At 60.8% G+C, this 26,254-nt stretch carries 25 protein-coding genes and 1 pseudogene; 9 read left to right on the top strand and 17 right to left on the bottom strand.

The window, feature by feature from the left end; translation table 11 throughout:
• Nucleotides 1–10 precede the first annotated feature (10 nt).
• The 4 genes from QMG46_RS09465 to QMG46_RS09450 form a co-directional block, all read right to left on the bottom strand.
• Nucleotides 11–1,033: an isoaspartyl peptidase/L-asparaginase family protein gene (locus QMG46_RS09465; RefSeq protein ID WP_281852854.1), complete on the bottom strand. Its 1,023-nt coding sequence runs from the start codon at nt 1,031–1,033 to the stop codon at nt 11–13.
• Between the two features lie 98 nt (nt 1,034–1,131).
• Nucleotides 1,132–2,427 carry a M56 family metallopeptidase gene (locus QMG46_RS09460; RefSeq protein ID WP_281852260.1) on the bottom strand — a complete coding sequence of 432 codons (1,296 nt, stop codon included), beginning with the start codon at nt 2,425–2,427 and terminating at the stop codon, nt 1,132–1,134.
• Nucleotides 2,428–2,445: 18 nt separating this feature from the next.
• Nucleotides 2,446–3,735 (bottom strand): M56 family metallopeptidase, encoded by a 1,290-nt coding sequence (locus QMG46_RS09455; RefSeq protein WP_281852259.1) that lies wholly within the window; start codon nt 3,733–3,735, stop codon nt 2,446–2,448.
• On the bottom strand, nt 3,722–4,093 hold the full coding sequence (locus tag QMG46_RS09450; protein WP_281852258.1) for a BlaI/MecI/CopY family transcriptional regulator: 372 nt from the start codon (nt 4,091–4,093) through the stop codon (nt 3,722–3,724). The genes QMG46_RS09455 and QMG46_RS09450 overlap by 14 nt, the downstream gene beginning before the upstream one ends.
• A gap of 163 nt (nt 4,094–4,256) precedes the next feature.
• Here QMG46_RS09450 and QMG46_RS09445 point away from each other — a divergent pair.
• A pseudogene (locus tag QMG46_RS09445) lies at nt 4,257–4,844 on the top strand (CoA transferase subunit A); the annotation flags it as partial.
• Nucleotides 4,845–4,985: 141 nt separating this feature from the next.
• Complete coding sequence (locus tag QMG46_RS09440; RefSeq protein ID WP_281852853.1) at nt 4,986–5,609, top strand: 3-oxoacid CoA-transferase subunit B; 624 nt, start codon at nt 4,986–4,988, stop codon at nt 5,607–5,609.
• A 137-nt stretch (nt 5,610–5,746) separates the two neighbouring features.
• Here QMG46_RS09440 and QMG46_RS09435 read toward each other — a convergent pair whose 3' ends face one another.
• The 3 genes from QMG46_RS09435 to QMG46_RS09425 all read right to left on the bottom strand — a co-directional run bounded on the left by QMG46_RS09435 (nt 5,747) and on the right by QMG46_RS09425 (nt 8,201).
• Nucleotides 5,747–6,733 carry a sensor histidine kinase gene (locus QMG46_RS09435; RefSeq protein WP_281852257.1) on the bottom strand — a complete coding sequence of 329 codons (987 nt, stop codon included), beginning with the start codon at nt 6,731–6,733 and terminating at the stop codon, nt 5,747–5,749.
• A gap of 24 nt (nt 6,734–6,757) precedes the next feature.
• A complete protein-coding gene (locus QMG46_RS09430; RefSeq protein WP_281852256.1) occupies nt 6,758–7,480 on the bottom strand; it encodes a response regulator transcription factor in 723 nt (240 codons plus the stop codon).
• A 109-nt stretch (nt 7,481–7,589) separates the two neighbouring features.
• Nucleotides 7,590–8,201: an arylesterase gene (locus QMG46_RS09425; RefSeq protein ID WP_281852255.1), complete on the bottom strand. Its 612-nt coding sequence runs from the start codon at nt 8,199–8,201 to the stop codon at nt 7,590–7,592.
• On the opposite strand from QMG46_RS09425, the gene QMG46_RS09420 reads away from it, so the two are divergent.
• The 3 genes from QMG46_RS09420 (at nt 8,200) to QMG46_RS09410 (ending at nt 12,911) form a co-directional block, all read left to right on the top strand.
• Nucleotides 8,200–8,910 (top strand): ABC transporter ATP-binding protein, encoded by a 711-nt coding sequence (locus QMG46_RS09420; RefSeq protein ID WP_281852254.1) that lies wholly within the window; start codon nt 8,200–8,202, stop codon nt 8,908–8,910. The two genes, QMG46_RS09425 and QMG46_RS09420, sit on opposite strands and share 2 nt — an antisense overlap.
• Nucleotides 8,911–9,112: 202 nt before the next feature.
• Nucleotides 9,113–11,599 carry an ABC transporter permease gene (locus tag QMG46_RS09415; RefSeq protein WP_281852253.1) on the top strand — a complete coding sequence of 829 codons (2,487 nt, stop codon included), beginning with the start codon at nt 9,113–9,115 and terminating at the stop codon, nt 11,597–11,599.
• A 193-nt stretch (nt 11,600–11,792) separates the two neighbouring features.
• Complete coding sequence (locus QMG46_RS09410; protein ID WP_281852252.1) at nt 11,793–12,911, top strand: SLC13 family permease; 1,119 nt, start codon at nt 11,793–11,795, stop codon at nt 12,909–12,911.
• 146 nt (nt 12,912–13,057) lie between these two features.
• On the opposite strand, the gene QMG46_RS09405 is transcribed toward QMG46_RS09410, so the two are convergent.
• From QMG46_RS09405 to gspN, 7 genes are all read right to left on the bottom strand, one after another.
• Entirely contained in the window at nt 13,058–13,834 is a 777-nt protein-coding gene (locus QMG46_RS09405; RefSeq protein ID WP_281852251.1) for a DUF4097 family beta strand repeat-containing protein, read from the bottom strand.
• Between the two features lie 107 nt (nt 13,835–13,941).
• Nucleotides 13,942–14,745, bottom strand: coding sequence for a nucleoside triphosphate pyrophosphohydrolase (gene mazG, locus QMG46_RS09400; protein WP_281852250.1), 804 nt, complete (start codon nt 14,743–14,745; stop codon nt 13,942–13,944).
• Between the two features lie 135 nt (nt 14,746–14,880).
• Entirely contained in the window at nt 14,881–15,696 is an 816-nt protein-coding gene (gene cysQ / locus QMG46_RS09395) for a 3'(2'),5'-bisphosphate nucleotidase CysQ (RefSeq protein WP_281852249.1), read from the bottom strand.
• Complete coding sequence (nudE, locus tag QMG46_RS09390; RefSeq protein ID WP_281852248.1) at nt 15,693–16,250, bottom strand: ADP compounds hydrolase NudE; 558 nt, start codon at nt 16,248–16,250, stop codon at nt 15,693–15,695. Before nudE ends, cysQ begins: the two co-directional genes overlap by 4 nt.
• 19 nt (nt 16,251–16,269) lie before the next feature.
• Nucleotides 16,270–16,623, bottom strand: coding sequence for a hypothetical protein (locus QMG46_RS09385; RefSeq protein ID WP_281852247.1), 354 nt, complete (start codon nt 16,621–16,623; stop codon nt 16,270–16,272).
• A 3-nt stretch (nt 16,624–16,626) separates the two neighbouring features.
• Nucleotides 16,627–17,418: an inositol monophosphatase family protein gene (locus tag QMG46_RS09380; protein ID WP_281852246.1), complete on the bottom strand. Its 792-nt coding sequence runs from the start codon at nt 17,416–17,418 to the stop codon at nt 16,627–16,629.
• Entirely contained in the window at nt 17,415–18,197 is a 783-nt protein-coding gene (gene gspN / locus QMG46_RS09375) for a type II secretion system protein N (protein WP_281852245.1), read from the bottom strand. The genes QMG46_RS09380 and gspN overlap by 4 nt, the downstream gene beginning before the upstream one ends.
• A gap of 74 nt (nt 18,198–18,271) precedes the next feature.
• On the opposite strand from gspN, the gene QMG46_RS09370 reads away from it, so the two are divergent.
• Nucleotides 18,272–19,633 (top strand): adenosylmethionine--8-amino-7-oxononanoate transaminase, encoded by a 1,362-nt coding sequence (locus tag QMG46_RS09370; protein ID WP_281852244.1) that lies wholly within the window; start codon nt 18,272–18,274, stop codon nt 19,631–19,633.
• Nucleotides 19,634–19,723: 90 nt separating this feature from the next.
• Here QMG46_RS09370 and QMG46_RS09365 read toward each other — a convergent pair whose 3' ends face one another.
• Entirely contained in the window at nt 19,724–20,020 is a 297-nt protein-coding gene (locus tag QMG46_RS09365; RefSeq protein WP_281852243.1) for a hypothetical protein, read from the bottom strand.
• A gap of 162 nt (nt 20,021–20,182) precedes the next feature.
• Between QMG46_RS09365 and QMG46_RS09360 the strand changes: the two genes are divergently transcribed.
• Nucleotides 20,183–20,917 (top strand): 16S rRNA (uracil(1498)-N(3))-methyltransferase, encoded by a 735-nt coding sequence (locus QMG46_RS09360; RefSeq protein WP_281852242.1) that lies wholly within the window; start codon nt 20,183–20,185, stop codon nt 20,915–20,917.
• Nucleotides 20,918–21,139: 222 nt separating this feature from the next.
• On the top strand, nt 21,140–23,698 hold the full coding sequence (locus tag QMG46_RS09355; protein WP_281852241.1) for a glycosyltransferase family 2 protein: 2,559 nt from the start codon (nt 21,140–21,142) through the stop codon (nt 23,696–23,698).
• An 85-nt stretch (nt 23,699–23,783) separates the two neighbouring features.
• Here the strand turns inward: QMG46_RS09355 and QMG46_RS09350 are convergent, their stop codons facing one another.
• Entirely contained in the window at nt 23,784–24,860 is a 1,077-nt protein-coding gene (locus tag QMG46_RS09350; RefSeq protein WP_281852240.1) for a glycosyltransferase family 4 protein, read from the bottom strand.
• 231 nt (nt 24,861–25,091) lie between these two features.
• Between QMG46_RS09350 and QMG46_RS09345 the strand changes: the two genes are divergently transcribed.
• The gene (locus QMG46_RS09345) at nt 25,092–25,634 is read left to right on the top strand and encodes a class I SAM-dependent methyltransferase (RefSeq protein ID WP_281852239.1); all 543 of its coding nucleotides are present in this window, start codon (nt 25,092–25,094) and stop codon (nt 25,632–25,634) included.
• Between the two features lie 98 nt (nt 25,635–25,732).
• On the opposite strand, the gene QMG46_RS09340 is transcribed toward QMG46_RS09345, so the two are convergent.
• Complete coding sequence (locus QMG46_RS09340) at nt 25,733–26,194, bottom strand: hypothetical protein (RefSeq protein ID WP_281852238.1); 462 nt, start codon at nt 26,192–26,194, stop codon at nt 25,733–25,735.
• Nucleotides 26,195–26,254 lie beyond the last annotated feature (60 nt).

Genomic DNA, 26,254 nt, shown 5'->3' with positions numbered 1-26,254 from the left:
GGGCTCTTACTCAAGGTTCTTCCGAAGAACTGCTACCCACCGCAGGCAACGGATCGCCCGCCCCATCATCCTCATCACCATAGATCGCCACATGCGGCGCGCCATCGGCGCCAATCCACCCGCGATACATGCCATCCGTATTGAACGGCATCGCTACATTGCCGTCCGCATCGAGCGCGATGGCACCGCCGTTGCCACCCATCGACGGAATTTCCTGATTGATCACCTCGGCCGCGGCGCGACGCAGCGGCACACGCATCTGCGTAACTCGCATGCAGATCTCGTGCGCAGCAACGGTGCGGATATAAAACTCGCCCCATCCCGTACCCGATACCGCACAACCGGAATTGGCATAGGTGCCGGCGCCGATCAGCGGCGAATCGCCGACACGGCCATAACGCTTGTCGTTCATGCCACCCGTCGACGTACCCGCGGCAAGGTGACCGAACGTGTCGAGCGCGACAGCCCCCACCGTGCCGAAATGCTTGGCGGTCTCTTCATCGGCATGCGGCTTGGCTGCCTTGTCTTCTTTGAGCGCCCTCTGCAATTGCTGCCAGCGCTCTTCGGTGCGAAAGTAACTCGGATCGACCAGCGTGATACCGGCCTCCTTGGCGAACTGTTCGGCACCATCGCCGATCAGCATGACATGCGGTGATTTATCCATCACCGCGCGCGCCAGCAGGATCGGATTCTTTACGCGATGCACGGCGGCAATCGAGCCGGCCTTGAGCGAATAGCCGTCCATCACCGCGGCATCGAGTTCGTTCTTGCCGTCGTGGGTGAATACGGATCCCTTGCCGGCGTTGAAGTTCGGGTCGTCCTCGAGCACGGTGATGGCGGCGGTCACCGCATCCATCGCCGCCTTGCCGTTCTTCAGCTGAGCGTAGCCCGCCTGCAATGCCTGGGTCAGCGCGGCCCGCACGGCTTTTTCCTTCGCCGGGTTCATGTCGCGCTTGATCACCCCCGAACCGCCATGAATCACCAGCACGGGTGTCGTGGCATGCACGAGGCTGGCCATGCCAAGGGCGGTCATGGCGGCAAACAGGTACTGCAACTTCACGCGACGTTCTCCCGGACTGGCGGCGTGAGCCGAGTATAGCCAGCGCCGACGCCGTGCTCAGCCGTACGGACTCAACATCCCAGCTTCATGATCACGCCCATGCCGAAGCTGTGATCGAAGCCCGGGCCATGTGATGGACTCGGTGGCCGGTGATTCTCGATCAGTACAGTCGAAGACTGCCCCGGCGCCCCCTGAAGCTTGGGTGTAAATGTCCCAAGCCATGGCCCTCCCGACAGCGTGCCGCGGAAGGCCAGGTACGTTTGCTCGACCGGTTCCACCACGAACGAGCCATGCCATGCCGGCTTGTCGCCGATGGCGGGTATATCCAGGGTGTAGTGCTCGCCACGGGCAAGACAGACTGTCTGATGCATGGGAACCGGCTCATGGTCCCGACGAATGGTGAGATCCACGCTGAAATGCGTGGCCTCGGCAATGGCCCTTGCGTCGGCACTGAGCGGTCCAGGCTGCTCACCGGCGTAGACCGCGCCAGCCAGGACAACAGCTATCGCCACGACACCGGCCTTGCCGAGGCGGCGGGAAACAACAGGCTGCTTCAACATCGCAATACGCTCCACCACCGGATGACGGGATGACCATGCGCAGCCCACCGGCAACACCGCCGTTGCATGCTGAGTCTTGAGCATCGCCATGGCATAACGCCGACGCTGCCCCGCGTGCTCGCGCATCACGGCAGCATCGCAGGCGAGTTCCTGGTCGTGTCGCATGGCAAGCCACGCCCACCAGGCCAGGGGATGAAACCAGAACAGACACAGGCACACGCTGGCAAGCAGGCACCACCAGCCATCGCCACGACGCGCATGCATGATTTCATGCGCCAGGATCAACGCGCGCTCATCGGCGTCGTAGCGCCCGGCAAAATCCCGGGGAAGCACGATGCGCGGACGGATCGCTCCCATCCTGGCCGGTCCCGTGTCGTTGTCTCCCGCCTGCACGACCGGCCATGCGCCGGCAGCGCCCGGCCATCGCGTCGCCGTGCGCAAGCGACGCCGATAACCGCGCTGCCGCTCGATCAAGGTCGATGCGACCACGATGAAGCCCGCGATCCATGCCAGTGACAGCAGGTTCTTCCACGCCACTGCCGGCACGGCGACGTATCCTGGGGATGGGGCAACCGCACCGGTTATCTGAACGATCAACTGCGGCGGCGACGGTAACGGCCCCATCACAGGATGAGGCAGCGCGCTCACCAGCAAGGCCAATGGCGGAAGCAGCCACACGTAGAACGCCGATTCCGCGCCTAGCCAACGCCGCGTCGGCCATCGCAACGACAGCACCAGCATCAGCGAACAGGACAGCGCCAGCAGGGCCGGCCAGAACGATATCAACCAGGGTTCGAAACTGCTCATCGGCCACGCTCCGAAAGGTCAGCAACCCACGCTTGGCGTCGCCTTGATCGAGATGGTGCGATCCTCTTCCGGCTTGCCTGCGCCACCCTCTATTTTTTCACCGACCTGGATCGTGCCTTGCTGTCCTGCCAGTACCAGGATCTTGGGGTTGATCGTCTTGTCCAGCGTACCGCCGGACATTTCCACGTTGACCATCAGTTGCCCCTTCTCGGCCGGCGATACGCTGATGAGGGCGTGCCAAGGCGGTAAGCCCTCCGTGCTTGTATCGGTCAGCTCGTAATGCTCACGCCCTGGAGCCAGGCAGCTCGTCGAATGCAGATGCGCCGGTTGCCCTTTGGTGGCGACTTCGAGTTTCAAGGTAAAGCGTTTCACGTCAGGCGACGCAGACGGCGTGTCCACAGCGCTTGCATACACAACGCCACCCAAAGCGCATACCAGACCGACCACAGTCACCTTTCCGACCCAACGACGAACACAACCGACCTGCGAACGCTTCAACATGGCAACACGCTCCATAACGGGATGACGAGGGGACCATGCACACCCCACAGGCAAGGCATCGATCGCCCCCTGGGTCTTGAGCATGGCAAGGGCATAACGGCGACGCTGTCCCGGTTGCTTTCGCATGACGGCGGCATCGCAGGCGAGCTCCTGGTCGTGGCGGAACGCCGGCAGCGCCCACCAGACGAGCGGGTGAAACCAGAACAGGCATGCCATCGCTTGTGCCACCAAGCACCACCAGCCGTCGCGACGGCTGGCATGACTGGCTTCGTGCGCAAGAATCAGCGCCTGCTCGGTGGCGTCGTAACGTTGTTCGAAATCACCGGGCAATACGATGCGTGGACGCCATGCGCCCACCATGGCCGGCCCGGTGCGAGTGTCCGGCGCCTGCCATATGGGCCACACCAGTTCGGCCGCAGTCCAACGAACCGCAGTGTGCAGATGGCGCTCATAACGGCGCTGCCGCGCAACAGCCGTGACCGCGCAAATCGCCACGCCAATCAACCATGTCAGCACGAGCAAACTGCTCGCATGAAGTGTGCTGGACACACCATGCGCCGCCGGGATCGCCGACGCCTGCGTCACGCTGACAATCAATGGCGGCAGCGGCGGCAAGGCAATGCCGGTCGGGTGTGGCAACTGCGTCATCACGATGGCAACCGGCGGCAAGGCCCAAAGGAAGAACGCCGTTTCCGCGCCAAGCCAGCGGCGCATGGGACGACGCATCAGAAAGACCCATACCAGCGACAAAGTCGACGCGAGAATCGCCAGCCACAACGAAGGGAGCCAGGACTCAAGGCTGCTCATCATCGAGCTCCTCGAGCAGCTTTTTCAGCTCGGCAACGTCCTTGCGGCTCAACTTGCGCTGTTCGGAGAAGTGCGCCACCAGCGGCGCGATGCGTCCGTCGAACAGGCGATCGAGCAGGCCTTTGCTTTCCTGGGATACGTACTGCTCGCGCGTGAGCTTGGGCGAATACAGATAACGGCGCCCCTCTCGCTCCGCGCGAACGGCCTTTTTCTTCAGCAACCGGTTGAGCAGCGACTTGACGGTGCCCTCCTGCCACCCCTGCTGCGGGCCGACCTCGGCCAAGATCTCCTCGGCACTGCGCGGCGCCTGCCGCCACAGCACCTCCATGACTACCGATTCGGCTTCGCTGATCGACATGGGTCACCGTTTACATGTGTAAGCGACACGAACAATTACATATGTAAACGTAGGTCGTCAACAGGATCCCGACGCAACCTGGACCTTCGTACAGCATGGGCTGACACCGATCCGTCGTATCCTAGGCAGCTGACTCTCCCCCAGTTAGGTAGAAGGCATCGCTATGGATAAGGTTTTCGCAAACGCGAAGCAGGCCCTGGACGGGTTGCTGATCGACGACATGACCATCGCCGCCGGCGGCTTCGGCCTGTGTGGCATCCCGGAGAACCTGATCGGCGCCCTGCTCGCCGCGGGCACCAAGGGACTGACCATCGTCGGCAACAACGCCGGCGTGGATGATTTCGGCATGGGTCCGCTGTTGAAGACCCGCCAGGTCAAGCGTGTGTACGCGTCCTACGTGGGCGAGAACAAGGAATTCGAGCGCCAGGTACTGGCTGGCGAGCTCGAACTCCATCTGGTGCCCCAGGGCACGCTGGCCGAGAAGCTGCGGGCCGGCGGCGCGGGCATTCCGGGTTTCTACACCCGCACCGCGTTCGGTACCAAGCTGGCCGACGGCAAGGAAACCAAGACCTTCGGCGACAAGGAATACGTACTCGAAGAGGCCATCCATGCCGACCTTTCCATCGTCAAGGCGTGGAAAGGCGACAAGCTGGGCAACCTGGTCTTCCGCAAGACCGCGCGCAATTTCAATCCGATGATCGCTACCTGCGGCAAGATTTGCGTCGCCGAAGTGGAACAACTGGTCGACGTGGGTGAACTGGCGGCGGATGAAATCCATGTGCCGGGTATCTACGTCGACCGCATCATCCAGGGCGAGAAGTACGAAAAGCGCATCGAATTCCGCACGGTTGCCGGCGCCAACACCGGCAAGGAAAGCCCGATTCGCATCGCGATGGCACAGCGCGCCGCCAAGGAGTTGCGCGACGGTTTCTACGTCAACCTTGGCATCGGCATTCCGACCCTGGTGGCCAATTACATCCCGGAAAACATCGACGTCACCTTGCAGTCCGAGAACGGCCTGCTCGGTATCGGCCCGTTCCCGGATGACGCACACGTTGACCCTGACCTGATCAACGCCGGCAAGCAGACCATCACCAGCCTGCCCGGTTCGAGCTATTTCTCCAGCGCCGAATCATTCGCGATGATTCGCGGCGGACACATCGACCTGTCGATCCTCGGCGGCCTGGAAGTCTCCTGCAACGGCGACCTGGCCAACTGGATGGTGCCGGGCAAGATGGTCAAGGGCCCGGGCGGCGCAATGGACCTGGTCAGCGGCGTCAAGCGCGTCGTCGTGCTGATGGAACACACCGCCAAAGACGGTACGCCGAAGATCAAGAACGAATGCGACCTGCCGCTGACCGGCAAGGAAGTGGTCGACCTGATCATCACCGATCTTTGCGTGTTCGAAGTGGCGAAGGGCCAGGGCCTGACGCTGATCGAACTGCAGGAAGGGGTGACGGTGGATGAGGTGAAGGCTAAGACGGGGTGTGAGTTCAAGGTGGCTGCTGGGCTTTAAGAGCCCCCTCACCCCAGCCCTCTCCCCCGGCAAAGCCAGGGGAGAGGGAGCTAAAAGCGCGCACGATTCAAATTTACCTCAGTATGTCCCCTCTCCCCTGGCTTTGCCGGGGGAGAGGGTTGTGGTGAGGGGGCGCTCTAGCTCGAGCTAACCGGCAACGTCTGCGGAAACTTCACTCGCGCAATATGCTGCCTGCCTTCACGCGTCTGCAGCTCCAGCTCCCACGCAAAGCGCTCGCTGATGCGCCGCGCGATCGCCAATTCAAAGCCATGCCGGTCGACCGCATGGGCTTGATCGATCGATGATCGGCTCAACACGGATACGGCGCCGGGCAACACCGTCACCACGATCGTGCCCTGCTCGGCCTGCTGGCACGCGTTGCGGATCAACTGCCAGCAAAGCACCGAAAACACCTGTGGCGAACCATGCAGGGCAAAGCGCGCGGGCTCTTCCAGTTGCAGTTCGATCGGCCGCCCGTGCAGCAGATCGCGTGCGTCTTCCAGCTCACGGCGGATGACTTCGTTGACCACGAATTCTTCCATGCTCAGGCCGTTATCCGATTCGCGCGCAAGAATCAGCAAGGCCTCCACCAGCGCGCCCATTTCGCGACTGGCGCGCTTGATGCGCTGGACTGAACGTTGCCCGAATTCACCGAGCGCCTGCTCATCCGACAGCATGTCCGCCGACATCTTGATCACCGTCAACGGGCTGCGCAGTTCGTGGCTGGCATCACGCGTGAACTCGCGCTCGCGCTGGTTGTAACCGGCGATGCGCGTGGCGAACTGGCCCATGCCCTTGGCCAGTTCGCGCATATCCGACGTCGAACGACGCGGCATCTTGTCCTGCTCCCAGCTCCCAAGATCCGGCTTGCGCTCGTCCCATCCGCGCAGGACGCTTACCAGATGATCGACCGGCGACCATTCGCGTCGCGCGGCCAACCAGCCAAGCACGCTGATGATCACGACAAGCGCCAACACGGCTCCCAAGGGAGCCACGTTGAACGCGCCCATGAGCGAGACGATAATCAGTGCAAGCAGCTGCAAACCGAATATCAGCGCAATACGCCGATAGTACGTTCCGCCCTGCGAACCCTTCGATGTTTGCGAACTACCCCTGGTCTCCATAAGAAGCCGCCGGCCGCGAGCCGGTTACATGGCCGATGCGACCTCCGACTCGAGATCGGCAAGTCGATAGCCGGCCGAGTGGATGGTATGCAGCAACGGACGTTCGAACGGTTTGTCGATCACCCGACGCAGGTTGTAGAGGTGCGAACGCAAGGTGTCCGAATCGGGCAAGGTGTCGCCCCAGATTTCGCGCTCGATATCGCGACGGCTGACCACGCGGGGCGATTCGCGCATCAGGATCGCCAGCAGCTTCAGGCCGATCGGCGACACGGTCAGTTCCTGCCCCCCGCGCGTAAGGCGAAGCGTTGCCGTATCCAGCGTCATGTCGCCGACCGTAAGCACCTCGGTCGATACCTGGCGGCGATCGCGACGGATCAAGGCGCGCAGACGCGCTTCCAGCTCGCGCACTTCGAACGGCTTGACCAGGTAATCGTCGGCACCGGCCTCGAGGCCCACCAGCTTGTCTTCCAGCGTGTCGCGAGCCGTCAGCATCAGCACCGGCGTGGATTTCTTGGCGTCCTTGCGCAGCTTGCGACATACATCCAGGCCATCCATGCCCGGCAGCATCAGGTCGAGTACCACTACGTCATAACTGTTGGAAACGGCCAGATGCAGGCCACTGACGCCATCGGCGGCGTAGTCGACCGAGTAACCCCGGCGTTCCAGAAATTCGCCGACCATCTCGGCAATTTGCCGATTATCTTCTACCAACAGCACCAGACCTGCTTGCTCGTCACGTGAACTCATGCTTGCCTCCCATCCGCGGACGTTTGGAATTTCACAAAGGTGAACAGCTAACGATTCGGCCGGTGACAGATGCGTGAAAGCGCGTGGCAACGATTCAGATACCGTTGCATTACTTAAGTAACGGTTGCAGCCCTTTCCAGACGGTATCGAGCACTTTCGGCTCGCCTGCGGCCACCGGATGCAGACCATCGTCCTGCATCAGCTTCGGATCGAGCGCTACGCCATCGAGCAGGAACGGCACCAGCGCCGTGTGCTTCTGAGCCGATAGGTCGCTATAGATGGCGCGCAGCCCGTCGCGATACTGTGGCCCGTAGTTGACCGGCAGCTCGATCCCCAGCAACAGCACCTTGGCCTTGGCCGCCGTGGACTGATCGATCATGGCAGCCAGATTGGCGCGCAGGGCATCCAACGGCAGGCCGCGCAGGCCATCGTTAGCCCCCAGTTCCAGCACCACGACCGAGGGTTTGTACTTGGCCAGCAAGGCCGGCAGGCGGTTGCGGCCGCTCAATGAGGTTTCGCCGCTGATGCTGGCATTGACCACGGACCAACCCGTCTCCATGTTCGAGAGACGGTCGCCCAGCAAATGCACCCAGCCCGCCTCCACCGGGATGTTGTGCGCCGCGGACAGGGAATCTCCAAGGACCAGCACGGTCCGAGGCGTTGCCGCCTGGGCCACGCCGATACACAACGACAGCAGTAGCACTGAAAGGAAACGAAGCATGAGTGGTACATCCCGTGTTCTTCTCGATGCCCGCGATGTTAGCAAGTCGGTACGAGGTCCCGAGGGGCAGCTGGACATTCTTCGGGGTGTAAGCCTTCAGGTGCATTCAGGGGAGAGCTTCGCCATCGTCGGTGCCTCCGGCTCCGGCAAGACCACATTGCTCGGCCTGTTGGCTGGCCTGGACACGCCCACCAGCGGCAGCATTTTGCTCGATGGCAACGCGTTAGAAAAACTCGATGAGGAAAAGCGTGCAGACCTGCGCCGCCGGCTGGTCGGCTTCGTCTTTCAGTCGTTTCACCTGCTGCCCGCGCTGACCGCCGAAGAAAACGTGATGCTGCCGCTGGAGCTGGAAGGCAGCAACGAAGCGCGCAGCCGCGCCCGCGAAGCACTCGAAGCGGTCGGGCTGACGCCTCGACGCAAGCACTATCCCGCGCAGCTTTCCGGTGGCGAGCAACAACGCGTGGCGATCGCCCGCGCCTTCGTGCACAGCCCGCGCCTGCTGTTTGCCGACGAACCCACTGGCAACCTCGACCAACGCACCGGCCACCATGTCACTGACCTGCTGTTTGCCTTGAACCAGGATCACCACACCACCCTGGTCCTGGTCACCCACGATCCCAAGCTTGCCGCGCGTTGTTCGCGTCATGTCGAACTGGACAACGGGCGTGTGGTTACCAGCACCGAGCCTGCCGCCAAGGTGGCTTCATGAGCGGCACGCACACCGCCATCGGCTCGTCATCCCGGCGCAGGCCGGGACCCAGTGGCGTTATTGCTCGGTTGTCGCGAAAGAGCCTGAAGCCGTTCGCGAAAATCGACAACAGAAGCCACTGGATCCCGGCCTGCGCCGGGATGACGATGAAAAACCGAGGCTATGAGGTCGCCCTTACAAAGACCTGCAGCGGAGCGCGCGCATGAAACTCTTCCGCCTCGCCCTGCGCAGCCTGCGCCGCGAATGGCACCTGCCCGAGCTGCGCACACTGGCCGCATCGCTGGTGCTGGCCGTGGTCGCTCTCGGTGTCGTTGCCACGCTGACCGCGCGTATTGAGCGCGGCATGCTCGCCAGCGCCGCCGAATTGATCGGCGGCGATCTCGGCATGACAGCGCCGCAATCGCTTCCGGCCGACTATGCGGACCAGGCCGCAAAGCTCGGCCTGAAAACCAGCCGCGGCGCCAGCTTCCCCAGCGTCGCCTTCGCCAACGGACACAGCCAGCTGCTCGACGTACAGGCCAGCGACACGGCCTATCCGTTGCGCGGCACGCTGGAAGTCATCGATACGCAGGGCCGTGACCGTACCGATGCACACGCACCGACAAGCGGCGACGTCTACCTCGATCACCGTGCGCTGGTCGCGCTCGGCCTGAAGGTGGGCGATCCGCTGCAACTGGGCGGACGCAATTTGCGCATTGCCGCCGAACTGGTACGCCAGCCCGATGGCGGCGAACTGTTTGCGCTCGCACCACGTGCGCTGATGAGCCTGGACGACGCCACCCAGGCCGGCCTGCTCGGCACGGGCAGCCGTGCACGGCACCGCCTGCTGATCGCGGGCGACCCCACGCCGGTGCGCCAGTGGCGCAGCTACGCGCAGGACAGCAAGCTGCCGCAGGGCGCGGAATTGATGACGCCGGAGCAGACCCAGGAACGAATGCGCAGCGCATTCGACCGCGCCGGCTCGTTCCTGCGCCTGACGGCCTTGCTGTCGGCCTTGCTGGCCGGTGTGGCCATCGCACTTGCGGCGCAGCGTTATGCGCGCCGCAAGACCCACGAGGTCGCGCTGCTAAGAGCTATCGGCACACCGCGCCGACGCGTACTTGGCCTGCTGATCGGTACGCTCACCGCGTTGGCGATTCCCGCCGCGGCCTTGGGCATCGTCATCGCGCTTGCCCTTGCCCAGGGTGCGTGGGCCTTCGCCAGCCAGTTGTTTTCCGCCGTGCCGACGCAACTGCCGCTCGGTCCGGTGTTCGCTTCGGCCGCGATGGGTATTGCGGTCCTGGCGGGCTTCGCGCTGCCGCCGCTGGCACGTCTTGCCGATGTGCCGCCCGTCGCGGTGTTTCGCGAGAGCGTAACGCGGCAAGTACGCCGTTTCGACGCGCTGTATCTGGTGCCTGCCGTCGTCGCGTTGCTGCTGATCTGGACGCAAAGCGGCTCGGCCAAGCTCGCAGGTATCCTGGCGGCCAGCCTGGTCGGTGTAGCCATCGTCGCAGCGTTGTTGGCGGCCGCCTTGTTGTGGACGGCACGCCGCGTTGCACCGGGCGCGCACCCCGCGTTGCGGCTGGGCCTGGCGGCGCTGGCACGCAGGCGTGGCATGAGCCTGATCCAGGCCACTGCACTCAGCCTGGGGTTGGTCGCCTTGCTGCTGCTTGCCATTGTCGCGCCCGCGCTGCTTGAGGGCTGGCGTCGTGAGCTGCCCGTCGACACACCCAATTGGTTCGTACTCAATCTGCAGGACGACCAGCGCGCGAGTTTCGAGCAAACGCTCACGTCCATCGGCGGGCAAAAACTCAACATGCTGCCGCTTGCGGTGGGCAAACTCACCAAGATCAACGGCAAGCCGATCGACAGCCTTCATTTCCAGGACGAACGCGCGAAAGATTGGGCCGACCGGCAGTTGCGCTTGTCCTGGTCCAGTGAACTGCCGCCGAGCAATGAGGTGATCGCCGGCCAATGGTCCGGAGCCAACCCGGCGCAGGCCGAGGTGTCGATCGATACCAGCTGGCGCGACATGTTCCATCTGAAAGTCGGCGACACGATGAGCTTCAACATCGGCGAAGGCGATATCGATGCGAAGGTCGGCAGCATTCGGCAGGTCGACTGGAGCTCGTTCCGCGTCAACTTCTTCCTTCTGCTCGATCCCACGCATGCGGATCAGTTGCCGCACACATGGATCGCCAGTTTCTACGTGCCACGTGGCCACGCCGAACAGATGGCTACGCTGTCGCGCGACTACAGCAACCTCAGTTTGATCGATGTGGATTCGCTGCTCGACCGAGTGCGCGAAATCGTCGACCGTGTCGGCAACGCGGTTCGCTGGGTACTGGGCTTCAGCCTGTTGGCTGGCGCACTCGTGCTTGCGGCTGCGTTGGCGGCCAGCGCAGCGGAGCGTCGGCATGAGGCCGCGTTATTGCGCACGCTGGGCGCGCGTCGATCGCAATTGCGTGCGGCGGCAGCTTGCGAGTTTGCCTTGCTTGGGCTGGTGGCTGGCTTGACCGCGGCACTGGGAGCCACGGGCACCGGTATCTGGCTGGGCCATGCGGTGTTTCATATCGACGGTTTCGTGCCGCCGTTGTGGCCGCTGTTTGGTGCGGCGCTGATGGCGGCCTTGGTGGTGATGTTGCTAGGGTTGGCAGGCACTAGGAAGGTGACGCGTACCTCGCCGATGCGCCTATTGCGCGAAGGCTAGATTCAAACTTCACGCCCACAATTTCGTCATTCCGGCGAAGGCCGGAATCTACTCCTCAGGATATCGCTTGTCAGTCGAGTCTTCTGACGAGCGACACGTTGAGGAATGGATGACCAGCTTCGCTGTTGAAAAGCGCTTCCGGCCTTCGCCGGAATGACGAAATAGGTAGGGCCGGGCTGCTACCTTAGCGCTTATGGCAACCACCTCGCTCTTCATTCAACGCCTCAAACAGGAATGGCTGCTCATCCTGTTTGCGGCGCTCACGCTCGTATTGGCCATCGCCGATCCACGTTCGCTGCATGAGCACCAGCGCTGGCTGCGCCTGCCAACCTTGGCGGGACTGTTCGGCCTGATGCTCGCCATCCAAGGGATTCGTGATAGCGGCTGGGTGCAGCGCATCGCCGCTTCGCTGGTCGAGCGCGTACATTCACTGCGCGGCCTGGGCCTGCTCCTGGTCTCGGCCACGGCAATTCTGTCGATGGTGCTGACCAACGACGTCAGCCTGTTCCTGCTGGTGCCGCTGACCGTCGCCATCGGCGGCATGTCGAACCTGCCGATTCTGCGCATGGTGATACTCGAAGCGTTAGCGGTGAACGCAGGCTCCACGCTAAGCCCGATCGGCAACCCACAAAACCTGCTGCTATGGCAGTACGAACACCTGCCCTTTCTGACCTTCGTACGCGTCATGTTCCCGGTCGCCGCCACCATGTTCGTCATGGTCGCCCTGCTTACCTGGTTCTGGCTGCCGCGCGAGCGCATCGAGTTGCATACGCACCTGGCCGAAGAGCAGCCTGTCAGCTCGACACTGGGGCTGTTGTCGATCGTTGCGCTATCGATGATGGTGATGATGATGGAGCACGGCGAAGCCCTGCTCGGCGCAGGCCTGGTGATCCTGCCGTTTCTGATCGAGCGCCAGACTTTCAAGCGCCTGGACTGGCTGCTGCTGGCGACGTTCGCGGTGATCTTTCTCGGCCTGGGTCACCTGGCCGAACTGCCGTTTGTGCAAATGGGTCTTGATCGGCTCAGCCTCGACAAACCGCTGAATCTCTATATCGGCGGCATCGTCGCCTCGCAGCTCATCAGCAACGTGCCCTCGACGGTGTTGCTGCTGAACCATGCCTCGGATGCCATGGCGCTCGCGGTTGCCGTCAACGTCGGCGGCTTTGGTCTGGTGATCGGCTCGCTGGCCAACCTGATCGCCCTGCGCCTGGCAAAACAGCCTCATGCGATGGGGCTGTTTCACAAGGTGTCGATACCGTTTTTATTGGTGTGCGCACCGGTGGTTTATCTGGTCTGGACGGCGCTGCATTAAGAGCGCCCCCTCACCCCAGCCCTCTCCCCCGGCAGAGCCAGGAGAGAGGGAGCAAAAACGCGCGGTGTTGAAGACTTGCCTCAGTCAGTCCCCTCTCCCCTGGCTTTGCCGGGGGAGAGGGTTAGGGTGAGGGGGGCTCTAATAACTCAATCATCGTCATCATCGTGCGGTACGCTCACCTTGCCCGAGATATCGGACTTGTGCACGTCGCCGCTACCCTTCGCACCCAGGCTGAAATCGCCGCGCACATTGCGCACGGTCAGGTCGCCCGAACCGAGCGTATCGGCCCGCACGCTGCCGCCGACACCGACCAGTGTCACATCGCCGGAGCCGATGCTGCCGACTTTGACATCACCCTTGATGTCATGGAATTTCGCGTCGCCCGAACCAACCGAGCCCAGCTCGATACGCCCGATATTGCGCCCATCGATATCACCCGAACCCACGCCGCCGATAAAGGTGTCGTCGATGTCGGTGAGGTGCAGGTCACCCGAACCCACGCGTCCCTTGACCGTGTGCACGCCGCTCACCCAACCATCGCCGGAACCCACATTGATCGATACGGGCATCTTCGCCGGCAACTGGAGATTGATGTCCAGGTCCGTATAGGTGCTACCGAAAAAATTGATGGTCGTATGGTGTCCACCGAGCTCGACGATCAGGCGATCGCCTTCGCGATGCTGGGTGACCGTGAGATCCTCCAGCAGCTTCTGGTCGGATGCGCAGGCACGGCCATTGAGATCGCCGACGGTAGCGCTGTCGCTGCCGGTGACATGCAGGTCGTAGCTATTGACCTCGAGCTGCACCTCCCGCACGCCGGACAAGTCCAGCTTCATCGCGCGGGGCGCCTGGTATTTGCAGTCGTCGTGCGCGTGGGCGGCCAATGGGGCCACCAGCAAGGCGGCAAGAATCAAGCGACGCATGGAGAGGTTCCTTTAAGTGAACGGTTCGAAGACTCAGATGCAACCCGTGGGAAAAAGGTTGCGTCCGCGCCCAGGAACCGTCAACCGCCAGCAGTCATGGCCCGGCTTTAAGAGCGCTCCAGCACCTTCACCCGCTGCCACAGCGCCTCTTGCCCAGCCAGATCACGCTCGGCCAGGGGCCGGCCTTCACTCTCCGCCAACGCCTCCATCCGCCGAAACCGACGCTCGAACTTGGCATTGGCATGCCGCATCGCCTGCGAAAAATCGACCCCGGCATGGCGGGCCAGATTCGCCGTGACGAATAACACGTCACCGATTTCGTCCTGCAGCCGCCCAACATCCGCGCCATCGGCGAACTCGGCACGCACTTCGTCCAGTTCCTCGGCCAGCTTGTCCAGCACCGGCGCTGCGTTCGGCCAGTCGAACCCGACTTTGGCCGCGCGTTGCTGCAGCTTCGTGGCGCGCTTCCATTCCGGCAGTCCATGCGACACGCCGGCCAGCACGCTGGTGTCGTCGACGCCGTCACCCTTGGCGGCGCGTTCGGCACGCTTGATGTCTTCCCAACCCTGTTTCTGCGCCTCGATATCGTCGTAGCTGGCATCGCCAAACACGTGTGGATGCCGACGCAGCATCTTGTCGCTGATCGCGTGCGCCACATCGTCGAAGTCGAACAGCCCTGCCTCCTTGGCCATCTGCGCATGAAAAACGACCTGCAGAAGAAGATCGCCGAGTTCATCGCGAAGGTCGTGCCAGTCCTGCCGGTCGATCGCATCGGCTACTTCGTAGGCCTCTTCGATCGTATAGGGCGCGATGGTGGCAAAGTTTTGTTTCACGTCCCAAGGGCAACCCCGCTCGGGGTCGCGCAGGCGCGTCATGATGTCGAGAAGATCGTTCAGGGTGTGACGCGACATAGTCCGAAAACCTCGAAAACGAGCCAAATTTTGTGAATGCCTTGCTTTGAATGGTCGCGACTGAAGTCGCTCCTACAAGCTAGCAGTGCCCGGCTAGTTTGTAGGAGCGACTTCAGTCACGACCAGCCGTAACGATCACAAATCCAATGCCAGCAAGCGCCCGCGCCAATCGATACTCGTATCGCCCACGGCAATGAATTCCGGATTGAGCAGCGACTCCCCGCGGTTGTAGCGAAAAGGCTCGCCACGCAAATCCAGCACCGCGCCGCCGGCTTCTTCCAGCACGCACTGCGCCGCAGCGGTGTCCCACTCGCTGGTGGGCCCGCGACGCAAATAGACGTCCGCTTCACCACGGGCAATCACGCAGAACTTCAACGACGATCCCAGCGGATGCGAGGTGTACTCGTCACCCAGCAAGGCCTGCAACATCGATACCACACTAGCACCATGCGAACGGCTGCCGGCCACGGTCGGCGGCTGCGCCAGGTCGCGTGTACCGATGCGCTGCCAGGCACCGCCCGGTGTTTTCTGCAACCAGGCACCTTCGCCGCGCCGTGCGACGTAAAGCTCGCCGGTTACCGGCGCCAGCACCACGCCAAGCACGGATTCATGGTTGTCGATCAGCGCGATGTTGACCGTGAACTCGCCGTTGCGCTTGACGAACTCGCGCGTGCCATCGAGCGGATCGACCAGCCAATAGCGCGTCCACTCCTTTCGTTCGCTCCAGGCGGCTGCATGTGCCTCTTCGGACACCACCGGCAGTCGCGGTTCCAGATCGTCCAGGCCAGCCACGATCACTTCCTGCGCGGCCAGATCGGCCGCCGTGACCGGCGAGCGATCGGATTTCTGCACCACGTCGAAGTCGCTGCGATAAACCGTGAGGATGGCTTCGCCGGCCGCGCGGGCGATGTCGCCCACGCGTTGCAGCAAGGGGGAAAGTTCAGCGCTCACGTGGGACGAAAGCGGCCGGCGAGGAACTCGCGCGCCATGAACAGGGCGGCGATGGAACGCCCTTCGGTGACATCGTCGCGTGCGACCAGGTGGTGCAGTTCGGACATCTTCCACGGCACCACTTCGAGCTCTTCCGGTTCGTCGCCTTGCAGGCGCTCCGGGTAGAGATCCTGCGCCAGCACCACATGCGCCATGTGCGTCATATACGACGGCGACAGGGACAGGCTATGTAGCGGGGTCAACTTGCGTGCGCCAAAACCAATCTCTTCCTTGAGCTCGCGATCGGCACCTTCCAGCGCGGTTTCGCCATGATCGAGCCGCCCTTTCGGCAGGCATAGCTCGTAGCGACCGACGCCGGCGCCGTACTCGCGTACCAGCAGCACGGTTTCATCGTCCTGCATCGGCACGATGATCACCGCGCCTGTGCCGCTGCCCTTCAGGCGCTCGTAGGTGCGGCGTTCGCCGTTGGAGAATTCCAGATCCAGTTGCTCGACGTGCAGGAAGCTGCTGCCGTGCACGTCGCGGGTGGCATGGATGATCGGTGGTTTGCGCATCGGGCGATTGTAACCCGCCTCAGGCCCGGGCTCGCGGCATCACCGGCGGGCGCCCGGCAAAGACGGCCCAGATCAGCAGGGCATAGGCCACGGCATGCAGCACGCCGGCCACCGCGCTCCATACGCCAATCATCTGCAGGGAGGCGTAGCGCGTCTCGGAGGGCAGCTGCGGCACATAGACGCCGTAAAGCCATACGTTGACGAAGGCCAGCAGCAGATTCACCACGCTGGCAATCATCAGCAACATCGCGGCACGAGGTGCCCGTTGCCAGCCGATGGCCGCGACGATAATGCCGGCAAAGGACGCGGCAATCGCCGGGCTATTGCCCAGCAGCAACCCGGCAAAGGCCGGAAAACTCCCCATACTTCCCATTATTCAAACTCCCTGAGTGACATGACGTAATCGTTGCAACGAAAGAGCATGCATCGCGGCCGTGCCGGCCAGGACACTGCGCGTATCCAGATTCAGCGCCTGCCCTTCCAGATCGGTAAACACGCCGCCGGCTTCGCGCACGATCACCGCCAGCGCCGCGACGTCGAGAATATTCACATCCGACTCGATCACCAGATCCAGTCCGCCGCGGGCGAGCAGATGGTAGTGGCAGAAATCGCCATAGCCGCGAATGCGGTTGGCCTCGGCCACTAGGCTACCCAATACGTTCCAGCGTCCATCCGCCGTCAGCGACTTGATGTTGCCGAAGGAAATCGAGGCCTTGGCCAGCTCGGCCGTCTCGGCGACCTGGACGCGCTCGCCCTCGAACCAGCTCCCGCCACCGGTGCTGGCCCACATCGTCTCGCCATATACCGGCGCGCTGGACACGCCCAGCACCAGCTCGCCCTTGTGCATCAGCGCGATCTGGGTGGAGAAAAACGGCGTACGCCGCACGAAGCTCTTGGTGCCGTCGAGCGGATCGACCAGCCAGAGCCATTCCTGTGTGTCGCCTTCACGGCCGAACTCTTCACCGTAGATATCGGCCTGGGGCAAGGCGGTGCGCAAGATGTCACGAATCGCCAGCTCGGCTTCGCGGTCGGCTACCGTGACGGGCGTGGCGTCGCTTTTCCATTCCACCGACACGCCTTTGCGCCAGTAATGCAGCAGGATATCCGCGGCTGCGGACGCGGCCTGGCGTGCCGCGTCGAGGGCGGTCGAGTAATCCGTCGTGCTCATGATTTTCCCTTTGCCCACTTGGCGAACCCGCCACTTTGTTCCAGATGCAGCGTGCCATCGGACCCCACCGGCCCCAACGAGGCCAGCCAGCGCTGCAGGGCCGGCTGATGCCCGCGCGGCTGCGCCTCCAGGCCGTAACGCCAACCCAGCGCGCTGACGCCGAAACTGCCCGACAGCTGCAGCGGACCCTCCGGGTCTCGTACATCGCCAAACGATCCTTTCAACACCGCGTTATTGACCTGCGCTTCCCAGTGCAGGGTACCGAGTGGCAATGTGCCTTGCGACGTGGCCATGGCGGCGTTTTCCCACTGCCCGGTGCCGCTCAGGCTGATCGGCCATTGCGCCTGGATCAGCGCACTGGTGATATCGACCTCCAGCACGCCCTGAGGCTGCCCCCATGCGAAGGCATGCAGGCCGGCCTCAGTCAGATCGAAGCGCGCGTGAACGTCTTCCCAATGCGTGGTGGTCTCGCTAAGGCGCTCCATATGGCCGCGGAACGTCCAGACCTTGCCCTTGAGATCGACATTTGCGGCGGTGTGACCGAGCAGGGTCAGACGAGACAGCTGCCAATTGAGGCTACCGATGCTGTGCCCATCGGCAGCCAGCACCTGGTCGGCATGCCCATCCCAGATCGAACCAGTTACCCCGTCCAGGCGCAGCCCGTGCAGGCGCGCCTCGATCTGCGGCTGCACCCAGCGGGCCGGCAGAAACCAACCCAGACCCACGACGACCAGTACCACCAGCACCAGGACGACCAGCAACGCACGCAATGGCTTCAAACCAGGGAGCTCCTTGAAAATGACAACTGCGGCAGGACTTGAGCCGCCGCACGGCTACCCCCGATCATAACCGGATGACCAGTCCTCTCCTCAGCAATGCCGCGCTCGCCGAGCGCGATCTTCGTCATCTTTGGCACCCTTGCACCCAAATGCACGACCACCAGACCGTGCCGATGCTACCCATCGTGCGCGGCGAAGGCGCTTGGCTGATCGATGCCGATGGCCGCCGTTACCTGGATGGCATCAGCTCCTGGTGGACCAATATCTTCGGCCACGCCAACCCACGCATCGCCGCCGCCCTGAAAACCCAGCTCGATACGCTGGAACACGTGATCTTTGCCGGCTTTACCCATGAGCCGGCGATCGAGTTGGCCGAGGAGCTGGTGCGCATTACGCCGCCGGGGTTGGACAAGGTGTTCCTGGCTGACAATGGCTCGGCCGCGATCGAAGTCGCCCTGAAGATGAGTTTTCATTATTGGCTCAATCTGGGCCACGGTGAAAAGACGCGCTTTATCGCGCTGAGCGGCAGCTACCACGGCGAGACATTGGGAGCGCTCTCGGTCAGCGATGTGGCGCTTTATCGCAAGACATACGCCCCGTTGTTGCTCACCCCGTTTCTTGCGCCCTCTCCCGATGCCTACGAAGGCGAGCCGGGTGAAAGCGCCGAGCAGACCGCGGAACGTCGCCTGAGTGAATTGCGTAACTTGCTTGAGCAACATGCACATGAAACGTGTGCGGTCATTGTCGAGCCGCTGGTGCAATGTGCCGGTGGCATGCGGATGTATCACCCACGCTACCTGAGTGGCCTGCGTTCGTTGTGCGACGAGTTCCATGTGCATTTCATTGCCGATGAAATCGCTGTTGGCTTTGGTCGCACGGGGCCGTTATTTGCCTGCGAGCAGGCGAGTGTCACGCCCGACTTCATGTGCCTGTCCAAAGGGCTGACTGGCGGCTTCCTGCCGCTTTCGGCCGTACTCACCCATAACGCTGTCTACGAAGCGTTCTATGCCGAGTACAGCGCGGGCAAGGCGTTTTTGCACTCGCACAGCTATACCGGTAATCCGCTTGCCTGCCGTGCCGCACTGGCTACGCTGCAGATATTCCGCGACGAGCCGGTGCTGGCGCGTAACCGCGATTTGGCCGCCCATCTGGCCCAACGTCTGGCGCCGTTGCGCGATCATCCGCATGTCGCCGATGTGCGGCAGACCGGCATGATTGCTGCGGTGGAACTGGTGCGAGACAAACTCACGCGCGCGCCTTTCCCTGCAGACGAACGCCGTGGGCTTAGGGTTTATCTGCATGGATTGGAACATGGCGCGTTGTTGCGCCCATTGGGCAACGTTGTTTACTTCATGCCGCCGTATGTCGTAACGGAGAGCGAGATTGATTTTCTTGTTGACGTTGCCACTGCGGGCATTGAAAAAGCAGTGCGCTAGAACGCTTCAAAAACCTCGCTCCCTCTCCCCTGGCTCTGCCGGGGGAGAGGGCCGGGGTGAGGGGGCGCCGGGTGCTCGCCGAACCCTGACCTACCGCCCACGCACCGTAATACTCGGATCCAGCTTCTGCAGCGCCGGCCCAAGCTGCGTCTCGCCGGTCTGGCGAATATCTTCCTGACCATAACTACGGCCAGCCACCGGCAAACACTTGCCCTGCTTGGCCTTGATCAAACTACCGGTATCGCGAATGCAATTGCGATCTCCCGGCTTGACGACCTGTTTGTCCGTTGAAGGGGCCTGCACAGCAGGATCGGCGGCCTGGGCGTACGCCGCGCCCGCGCTCAGCACAGCGGCCAGCGCGAAGGAAACAAGGGAAAGCTTGGACATGACAAGGCACCTCCTGGGCGCACCTGAAACGTGGGGACGAGTGGATGCTCCTGCGTATATAACGTTGGGGCAAGGTTTCGGTTCACCAAGCGCCACCGACGCTTCAGGTTCGCCGCCGCACGCCATCCGCTATCCTTGCGTTTTTCCACACGATTTCGCTCCATGCGCACCATTCGCATTCATGTCGACCAGCCCCTGAGCAGCGGTACCGAGCTGGCCCTGCCCAGCCAGGCCAGCGAACACGTCGCCCGCGTCCTTCGCCTGACCGCCGGTGACCCGATCACTCTGTTCAACGGCGACGGCAGCGACTACCCCTCGCAGATTGCCAGCGTCGGCAAGCGTGAGGTCATCGTCCAGGTACAGGCTCAACAGCCATTGCAAAACGAGTCCCCTCTGCGGCTCACCCTGGCCCAAGGCGTGGCACGCGGTGAAAAGATGGACCTGATCGTGCAGAAGGCGACCGAGCTCGGCGTGGCGCGGATTGTTCCCCTCCTCACCGAACGTTCGGAAGTGAAACTGGACGCGTCCCGCACAGAAAAGCGTGTGGCCCATTGGCAAGCGGTCGCTGCCAGCGCATGCGAACAGAGCGGCCGTGCGCGTTTGCCGGAGATCACGGCGCCACAGCCCTTGGAAGCCTGGGTGCGAGAACTCCCTGCCGATGACATGGTCCGCCTGGCTCTACTGCCCGAGGGCAGCGTCAAGGCAAACCAGCTCAGGTTTTCACCCACCGGCGGCGTGCTTGTCGTCGGCCCGGAAGGCGGCCTGGGCGAACGGGATGTGAGCGCGCTGAATGGAGCCGGCTTTCGCGGGCTGGTGCTAGGGCCGCGCATCCTGCGCACCGAAACGGCCGGACTTGCCGCACTCGCCGCGCTACAGGCGTTATACGGCGACCTTTAATCCAGCCAAGTCGACACCCCTATAAATAACTACCGCTGCGGACATAACCGTCCATTGCTGGCGCGATGGACCAACCGGCCATTATTGCCATTAATCGGCCCGATCATTAACCCGGCGCTGGCTGGACACATAAAAAATCACCGCGACTTAATGTTTTAGATAGCAAAATCGGAAGACAACTCATTAGCACCCTCACCGTTCCGACGCCACGGAGCTATGGATATGCTATTGCATGGCCTCGTTTTTACGTTGGTCTCAGTTCTAGCCGCCTCCGTCGCCCTCGCCTATATACGTTACCTCCATACACGGCATTACCCTCCGGAATTGCGGGCTCCGGACAAAATCCATGGCTTCGCATACACGCCTTTCCGCCCTGGGCAGGCGCCGGAAAAGAGTTACCCCTCGCTTGATGAAATACGCCAGGACCTGGCCATCATCAGCCAATTAAGCAATCGTGTCCGCACTTATTCAGTCGATGGCAGTCAAGCCGATATTCCGATGCTAGCCGCCGAATTCGGCATGGAGGTCATTCTGGGCGTATGGATCGGCACGGATCTGGCAATCAATGACCGTGAAGTAGAACGCGCGATTGAGGTCATTCGCAGCTCACCGAACGTCAAAGGCGTCCTGGTCGGCAACGAAACTCTTTTCCGGCACGATGTTACCGAAGAACAGCTCATTGCCTATATCGTCCGAATCCGTACCTCCGTCGATGTACCCATCTCCGCCTCCGAACAGTGGCATATATGGGAAGAGCACCCGATCCTGGCCAAGCATGTCGACATGATCTCGACTCATATTCTGCCCTATTGGGAATCGGCTCTCTATAACGATAGCCTCCATCTTGTCCTCGATCGCATCGTGCACCTCGAACGCCTATACCCGGGCAAGCCGGTGGTGCTTGGCGAGGTGGGATGGCCCAGCCAAGGCCGCCATCCCGGTAACGGCAGTATTACCGCCCCCGGTCATCAGGCGGTGCATATTCGTATGCTGGTCGAGCAGCTTAATCGCGTCGGACGCAGCTACTTCGTCATGGAAGCATTCGATCAGCGCTGGAAAACCGAAGAAGGGGAAATAGGCCAGCACTGGGGTGTCTTCGATGCGAAACGCCAACCGAAATTCGCGTTCACCGGCCCGGTCGTTATCAAACTGCAATGGCGCGGCCTGTTCTACAAGCTTATCGATGGTTCGCGATTATCGGCCGCAGAATGGTTCATGCTCGGCGCGGTGGCGATCCTCGCCGCTTGCGCCTTGATTGCATTCGGCTATGCGCGCACTGATCAATATGGCAGCGTGTTTGGGGCGGCCCTGAGCCTTACCTGGGTACTTCAGCTATTTCTCGGCTTGATCACCGAGATGCACGAATTGGCTGAGCAGGCCTGGACACCGGAGCGACGACGCATGTTTCTGCCATGGCGGGCGCCCATCGGCCATTTCCCCAAGGTATGCATCCACGTGCCTTGCTATAACGAGCCCCCGGAGATGGTCAAGCAGACACTCAATGCGCTGGCCCATCTGGACTACAGGGATTACGAAGTGATGGTGATCGACAACAATACCGTCGATCCAGCCATCTGGCAGCCCATCCAGGCCCATGTGGCAACGCTGGGCCCGCGCTTTCATTTCTTTCACGTCGCACCACTGGAAGGCTACAAGAGCGGCGCCCTGAATTATCTGCTCGATCGTACGGGAATCGACGTACATGTCGTGGCCATCATCGACTCCGACTACATCGTGGACCGCCAGTGGCTCAAGCACCTCGTACCGCATTTCATCGACCCGACAATCGCAGTCATCCAGGCACCCCAGGATTATCGTGACAGCGAGGAGAGTTCATTCAAGGACTTCTGCTTTTCCGAGTACCAGGGTTTCTTCAACGTGGGAATGATCCTGCGCAACGACCACAACGCGATCATCCAGCATGGCACGATGACCATGATTCGCCGCGAGGTGCTGGCGCACCTTCGCTGGGATGAAAGCTGTATCTGCGAAGACGCCGAGTTCGGCTTGCGCGTCGTGGAGCACGGGCATGCGACCGCCTACGTGCATCGCAGCTACGGCAAGGGCTTGATTCCCGATTCCTTTGCCGCGTTCAAAAAGCAACGCTACCGCTGGGCATATGGCGCCATGCAAATCATCAAGCAACATGCGCGCAGCCTGCTGCTGGGGCGCGGCACGAAGCTCAACATCCGCCAACGTTATCACTTCGTTGTGGGCTGGCTTCCCTGGGTGTTCGAAAGCATGAACCTCTTCTGGACCATCTTCACCCTGCTCTGGTCGCTGGCCATGCTAGCTACTTCACAAGTAGCAGCATTACCCTGGATATTTACACTGACACCCATCATGGTATTGCTCAGTCGGGCCAGCAAGATGATGCACCTGAGACGTCGTCTACCGGAGGACAAGTTCAAGGACGCCATCCGATCCGTTACCGCGGGCAGTGCCGTCTACCACACGATCGCCAAGGCCGTGTTCTTCGGTCTCGTCACCCGACGCATCCCCTTCACCCGTACGCCAAAAAACATCGAACGCCCCAGACTCTGGCATGCCCTGGTCGAAGCGCGCGAAGAGCTCACTATCTTGTTGCTGCTATGGAGCGGCGCAATTGCCATTGGCATAACGCATGACCTTCGCTCATTGGATAACGCCTGCTGGATAGCCATGCTGCTGGCGCAGTCCGTGCCGTACCAGGCATCGCTGCTCATGGCCGTGCTATCCGCCAGACCGAAACCTGCGATTGTCATGACGCCAGACATGGAGCAGCAACGGAGCGACGCATGAATGATACCTACGCACCTAAACCCTTGTAGGAGCGACGTCAGTCGCGACGCAACTGCATGAAAGAGACGGCGCCAGCACTGACTCATCAAGGCCTGCTAACTAGCGCATGCTCTCTCAATACCTCCTTGAGCCGCTTTGCGCTCGACGTCCAATTCAGCCTTGAGTTGAATTCAGATAACGAATTATAAAAAAGTGTCGTGTAGTTTTTTGAAAAATCATCATAAATTGACCTTATAAGGCCAGATGTCTTTTCAACATAATCCTCCCTGCTGAACAAATATCCGTTTTCGCCATGTTTGACGATTGTCTTCAGCCCTTCCACATCCGTCCCTATAACCGGCATACCGTAGGAATTTGCTTCGCAAAGCGCTATTCCAAACGGTTCTGAAACGGCAGGATGAACAAGAAAATGGCTGTCACGAAATATCCCGAGCAAAATATCCAGGTCACGCTCATCATTCTTGTTGAGTCGACCCCAATTAATAACATTGGGCACTCCCTCATAATCACTTTCAACCTTGCACCCAACAACATTCAATATGGATTTGATCCCCATCGAGTTCAATTTTTCCGTAAGACGAATTGCGCTAAGCGCGCCCTTCCTCCAGAAATCCATACCAAGAAACATCAGCTTCAAGGTGTCGCTGCTTATTCTTTCTGACAAGATCTTCTCAAGATTATCCGCGGACGGAGGTTCGAAAATGTTTGCCCCAAATGGAATCACTTTAACTTTCGACCGATCAACCCCATAATCCTTCACACAGGCATCTGCAACATAATCCGACGAATACACTAAAATATCGCACTTAGAAAGAACAGCCATATCCCAAAGATAGTGCTCCCTATCCTCCAGTTTAAAATTAGAGAATCTAGCTTCGTCAATATAGGCATGCTGATAGGTATGCCATGTACTATCATGCCAAAACACTATGGGTATATGGTAGTTGTATTTCGGGATGACCCCAGAACCGGAGGCACATAAAATGTAGTCCGCCTCGACATTACTACCAGACAACTTTTCGTTTAATTCATCACCAGTCAACCCCCAACCCTCAAAGACAACTTCAAACTCCATCCTTAAAGCCTTGTACATAAAGTAAAGAGTCCCTGAAAACAAGCTGATATCGTGTGGGCAACCGTCACTGATCAGGACAAGCCTCATAGCCAAATCACTCCTTATGTCAACTTAAAAAATGACTTATCCTTACTTGATCTCGGTGGTCAATAAATGCCTGTATAACGCATTATATGACCCTCTAATCAGTCGTTACGATGTAATAGGAAAATGCGTTAAACGTGAATGAAGGCCAGGTATAGCCTCCGTGAAGCACTTGGAAAGGAGAGCTACGCGGTGACCACAATGTGACCTAATAGTCGGGGGTTAGAATCTGCCATGGCATTTGACTTTAAGTACGACTGGTTCACGCATCGCATCCCGGTGTTCGAGCGATGCCTCGCGCAATTTGTCGGAAAAAAAACGCGCGGCCTTGAGGTGGGAACACTCGAAGGGCGGTCAGCCGCGTGGCTGCTTGAAAACATCCTAACGCACCCGGAGTCCCAGCTCACTTGCATTGATATCGAAGAGCAGCCAAATCTTGCCGGCAACCTCATGGCAACAGGACAAAGCCACAAAGTAGACGTCAAGATCGGCTACTCACGCGACGTCCTGGTACAGCTATCACCCCACTTGTTCGACTTTGCATACATCGACGGCAGCCACTCCACCTGCGACGTACTGGAAGACGCCGTTCTGACTTATCGCCGCATTCGCGTAGGCGGCATCATCGGCTTCGACGACTATCTGTGGAACGATCCGGACTACAACGAGTACGGCACACCTAAGCCAGCCATCGACACCTTCCTGGCAGCCAATGCGCACAAGCTGGAGATCCTCGAGCATGATTATCAGGTATGGGTGCGGAAACTATCCGACTGATGCGCTTTGGCGAGCGGCATCAAGGCGTCTATCGTTCGAGTCCGGTAACACTGAGTCCCACTTCCAGAGTGATGAACTCCCGCCCCAGATTCATCCGCCTATACATCCGATTTCGCAACATCGCGCTGCAGCAGCATCGAATGAGATGCGACACTTGGGATGCCAGCGAGCCAGGAGAACGTTACCGCAACAGCCGCGCCCTTGATGCCGCCAATTGCGGCTGCAAACAGAACAGCCCAAGAAAGCGTCGAAGCCAGGGAGGCGATCAACGCGACCAGAAAAAAGATCGTTGCACCCGTTACAGTGCCAGCAATGCATAGCCCCAACGCCGACACTGCATTCCTGGACCGAGCCATTGAAAAAATGGGATAACCAGCGCACCAGGTAATAACGAGCACGAGAACGAACTCGCCCAGAAATAGCGGCCACAGATCGTCAAATCGAACCCATCGGGCAAGCTCATCGCTTTCAGCGCCTACATGCAACACGATCCACGCGAATATGGCGGTGAGCAGAGGCGATGCGCTAGGTGCGATGCACGCAGCGAGGAAGGTTCTCATGCGGGATCTTCAAGAACCGGAGAGCACGCGCGCTTTATGCCACGCGCATAAGTCATCGAA

This window comes from Dyella sp. GSA-30, from assembly GCF_027924605.1.
Lineage (GTDB): Bacteria > Pseudomonadota > Gammaproteobacteria > Xanthomonadales > Rhodanobacteraceae > GSA-30.
Note: the sequence above shows the minus strand (reverse complement) of the source record. Positions and strands in the feature narration are given on the sequence as shown.

Excerpts from the sequence above, each read along its gene's own strand:
- QMG46_RS09405 (WP_281852251.1), bottom strand. The coding sequence starts at position 13,834 with ATGCGTCGCTTGATTCTTGCCGCCTTGCTGGTGGCCCCATTGGCCGCC.
- QMG46_RS09365 (WP_281852243.1), bottom strand. The coding sequence starts at position 20,020 with ATGTCCAAGCTTTCCCTTGTTTCCTTCGCGCTGGCCGCTGTGCTGAGC.
- nudE (WP_281852248.1), bottom strand. The coding sequence starts at position 16,250 with ATGCGCAAACCACCGATCATCCATGCCACCCGCGACGTGCACGGCAGC.
- QMG46_RS09465 (WP_281852854.1), bottom strand. The coding sequence starts at position 1,033 with ATGACCGCCCTTGGCATGGCCAGCCTCGTGCATGCCACGACACCCGTG.
- QMG46_RS09360 (WP_281852242.1), top strand. The coding sequence starts at position 20,183 with ATGCGCACCATTCGCATTCATGTCGACCAGCCCCTGAGCAGCGGTACC.
- QMG46_RS09355 (WP_281852241.1), top strand. The coding sequence starts at position 21,140 with ATGCTATTGCATGGCCTCGTTTTTACGTTGGTCTCAGTTCTAGCCGCC.
- QMG46_RS09340 (WP_281852238.1), bottom strand. The coding sequence starts at position 26,194 with ATGAGAACCTTCCTCGCTGCGTGCATCGCACCTAGCGCATCGCCTCTG.
- QMG46_RS09345 (WP_281852239.1), top strand. The coding sequence starts at position 25,092 with ATGGCATTTGACTTTAAGTACGACTGGTTCACGCATCGCATCCCGGTG.
- QMG46_RS09430 (WP_281852256.1), bottom strand. The coding sequence starts at position 7,480 with ATGAGTTCACGTGACGAGCAAGCAGGTCTGGTGCTGTTGGTAGAAGAT.
- QMG46_RS09460 (WP_281852260.1), bottom strand. The coding sequence starts at position 2,427 with ATGAGCAGTTTCGAACCCTGGTTGATATCGTTCTGGCCGGCCCTGCTG.
- QMG46_RS09380 (WP_281852246.1), bottom strand. The coding sequence starts at position 17,418 with ATGAGCACGACGGATTACTCGACCGCCCTCGACGCGGCACGCCAGGCC.
- mazG (WP_281852250.1), bottom strand. The coding sequence starts at position 14,745 with ATGTCGCGTCACACCCTGAACGATCTTCTCGACATCATGACGCGCCTG.
- QMG46_RS09450 (WP_281852258.1), bottom strand. The coding sequence starts at position 4,093 with ATGTCGATCAGCGAAGCCGAATCGGTAGTCATGGAGGTGCTGTGGCGG.
- QMG46_RS09385 (WP_281852247.1), bottom strand. The coding sequence starts at position 16,623 with ATGGGAAGTATGGGGAGTTTTCCGGCCTTTGCCGGGTTGCTGCTGGGC.
- QMG46_RS09415 (WP_281852253.1), top strand. The coding sequence starts at position 9,113 with ATGAAACTCTTCCGCCTCGCCCTGCGCAGCCTGCGCCGCGAATGGCAC.
- QMG46_RS09370 (WP_281852244.1), top strand. The coding sequence starts at position 18,272 with ATGACCAGTCCTCTCCTCAGCAATGCCGCGCTCGCCGAGCGCGATCTT.
- QMG46_RS09435 (WP_281852257.1), bottom strand. The coding sequence starts at position 6,733 with ATGGAGACCAGGGGTAGTTCGCAAACATCGAAGGGTTCGCAGGGCGGA.
- QMG46_RS09455 (WP_281852259.1), bottom strand. The coding sequence starts at position 3,735 with ATGAGCAGCCTTGAGTCCTGGCTCCCTTCGTTGTGGCTGGCGATTCTC.
- QMG46_RS09425 (WP_281852255.1), bottom strand. The coding sequence starts at position 8,201 with ATGCTTCGTTTCCTTTCAGTGCTACTGCTGTCGTTGTGTATCGGCGTG.
- QMG46_RS09350 (WP_281852240.1), bottom strand. The coding sequence starts at position 24,860 with ATGAGGCTTGTCCTGATCAGTGACGGTTGCCCACACGATATCAGCTTG.
- QMG46_RS09410 (WP_281852252.1), top strand. The coding sequence starts at position 11,793 with ATGGCAACCACCTCGCTCTTCATTCAACGCCTCAAACAGGAATGGCTG.
- QMG46_RS09420 (WP_281852254.1), top strand. The coding sequence starts at position 8,200 with ATGAGTGGTACATCCCGTGTTCTTCTCGATGCCCGCGATGTTAGCAAG.
- QMG46_RS09440 (WP_281852853.1), top strand. The coding sequence starts at position 4,986 with ATGGCACAGCGCGCCGCCAAGGAGTTGCGCGACGGTTTCTACGTCAAC.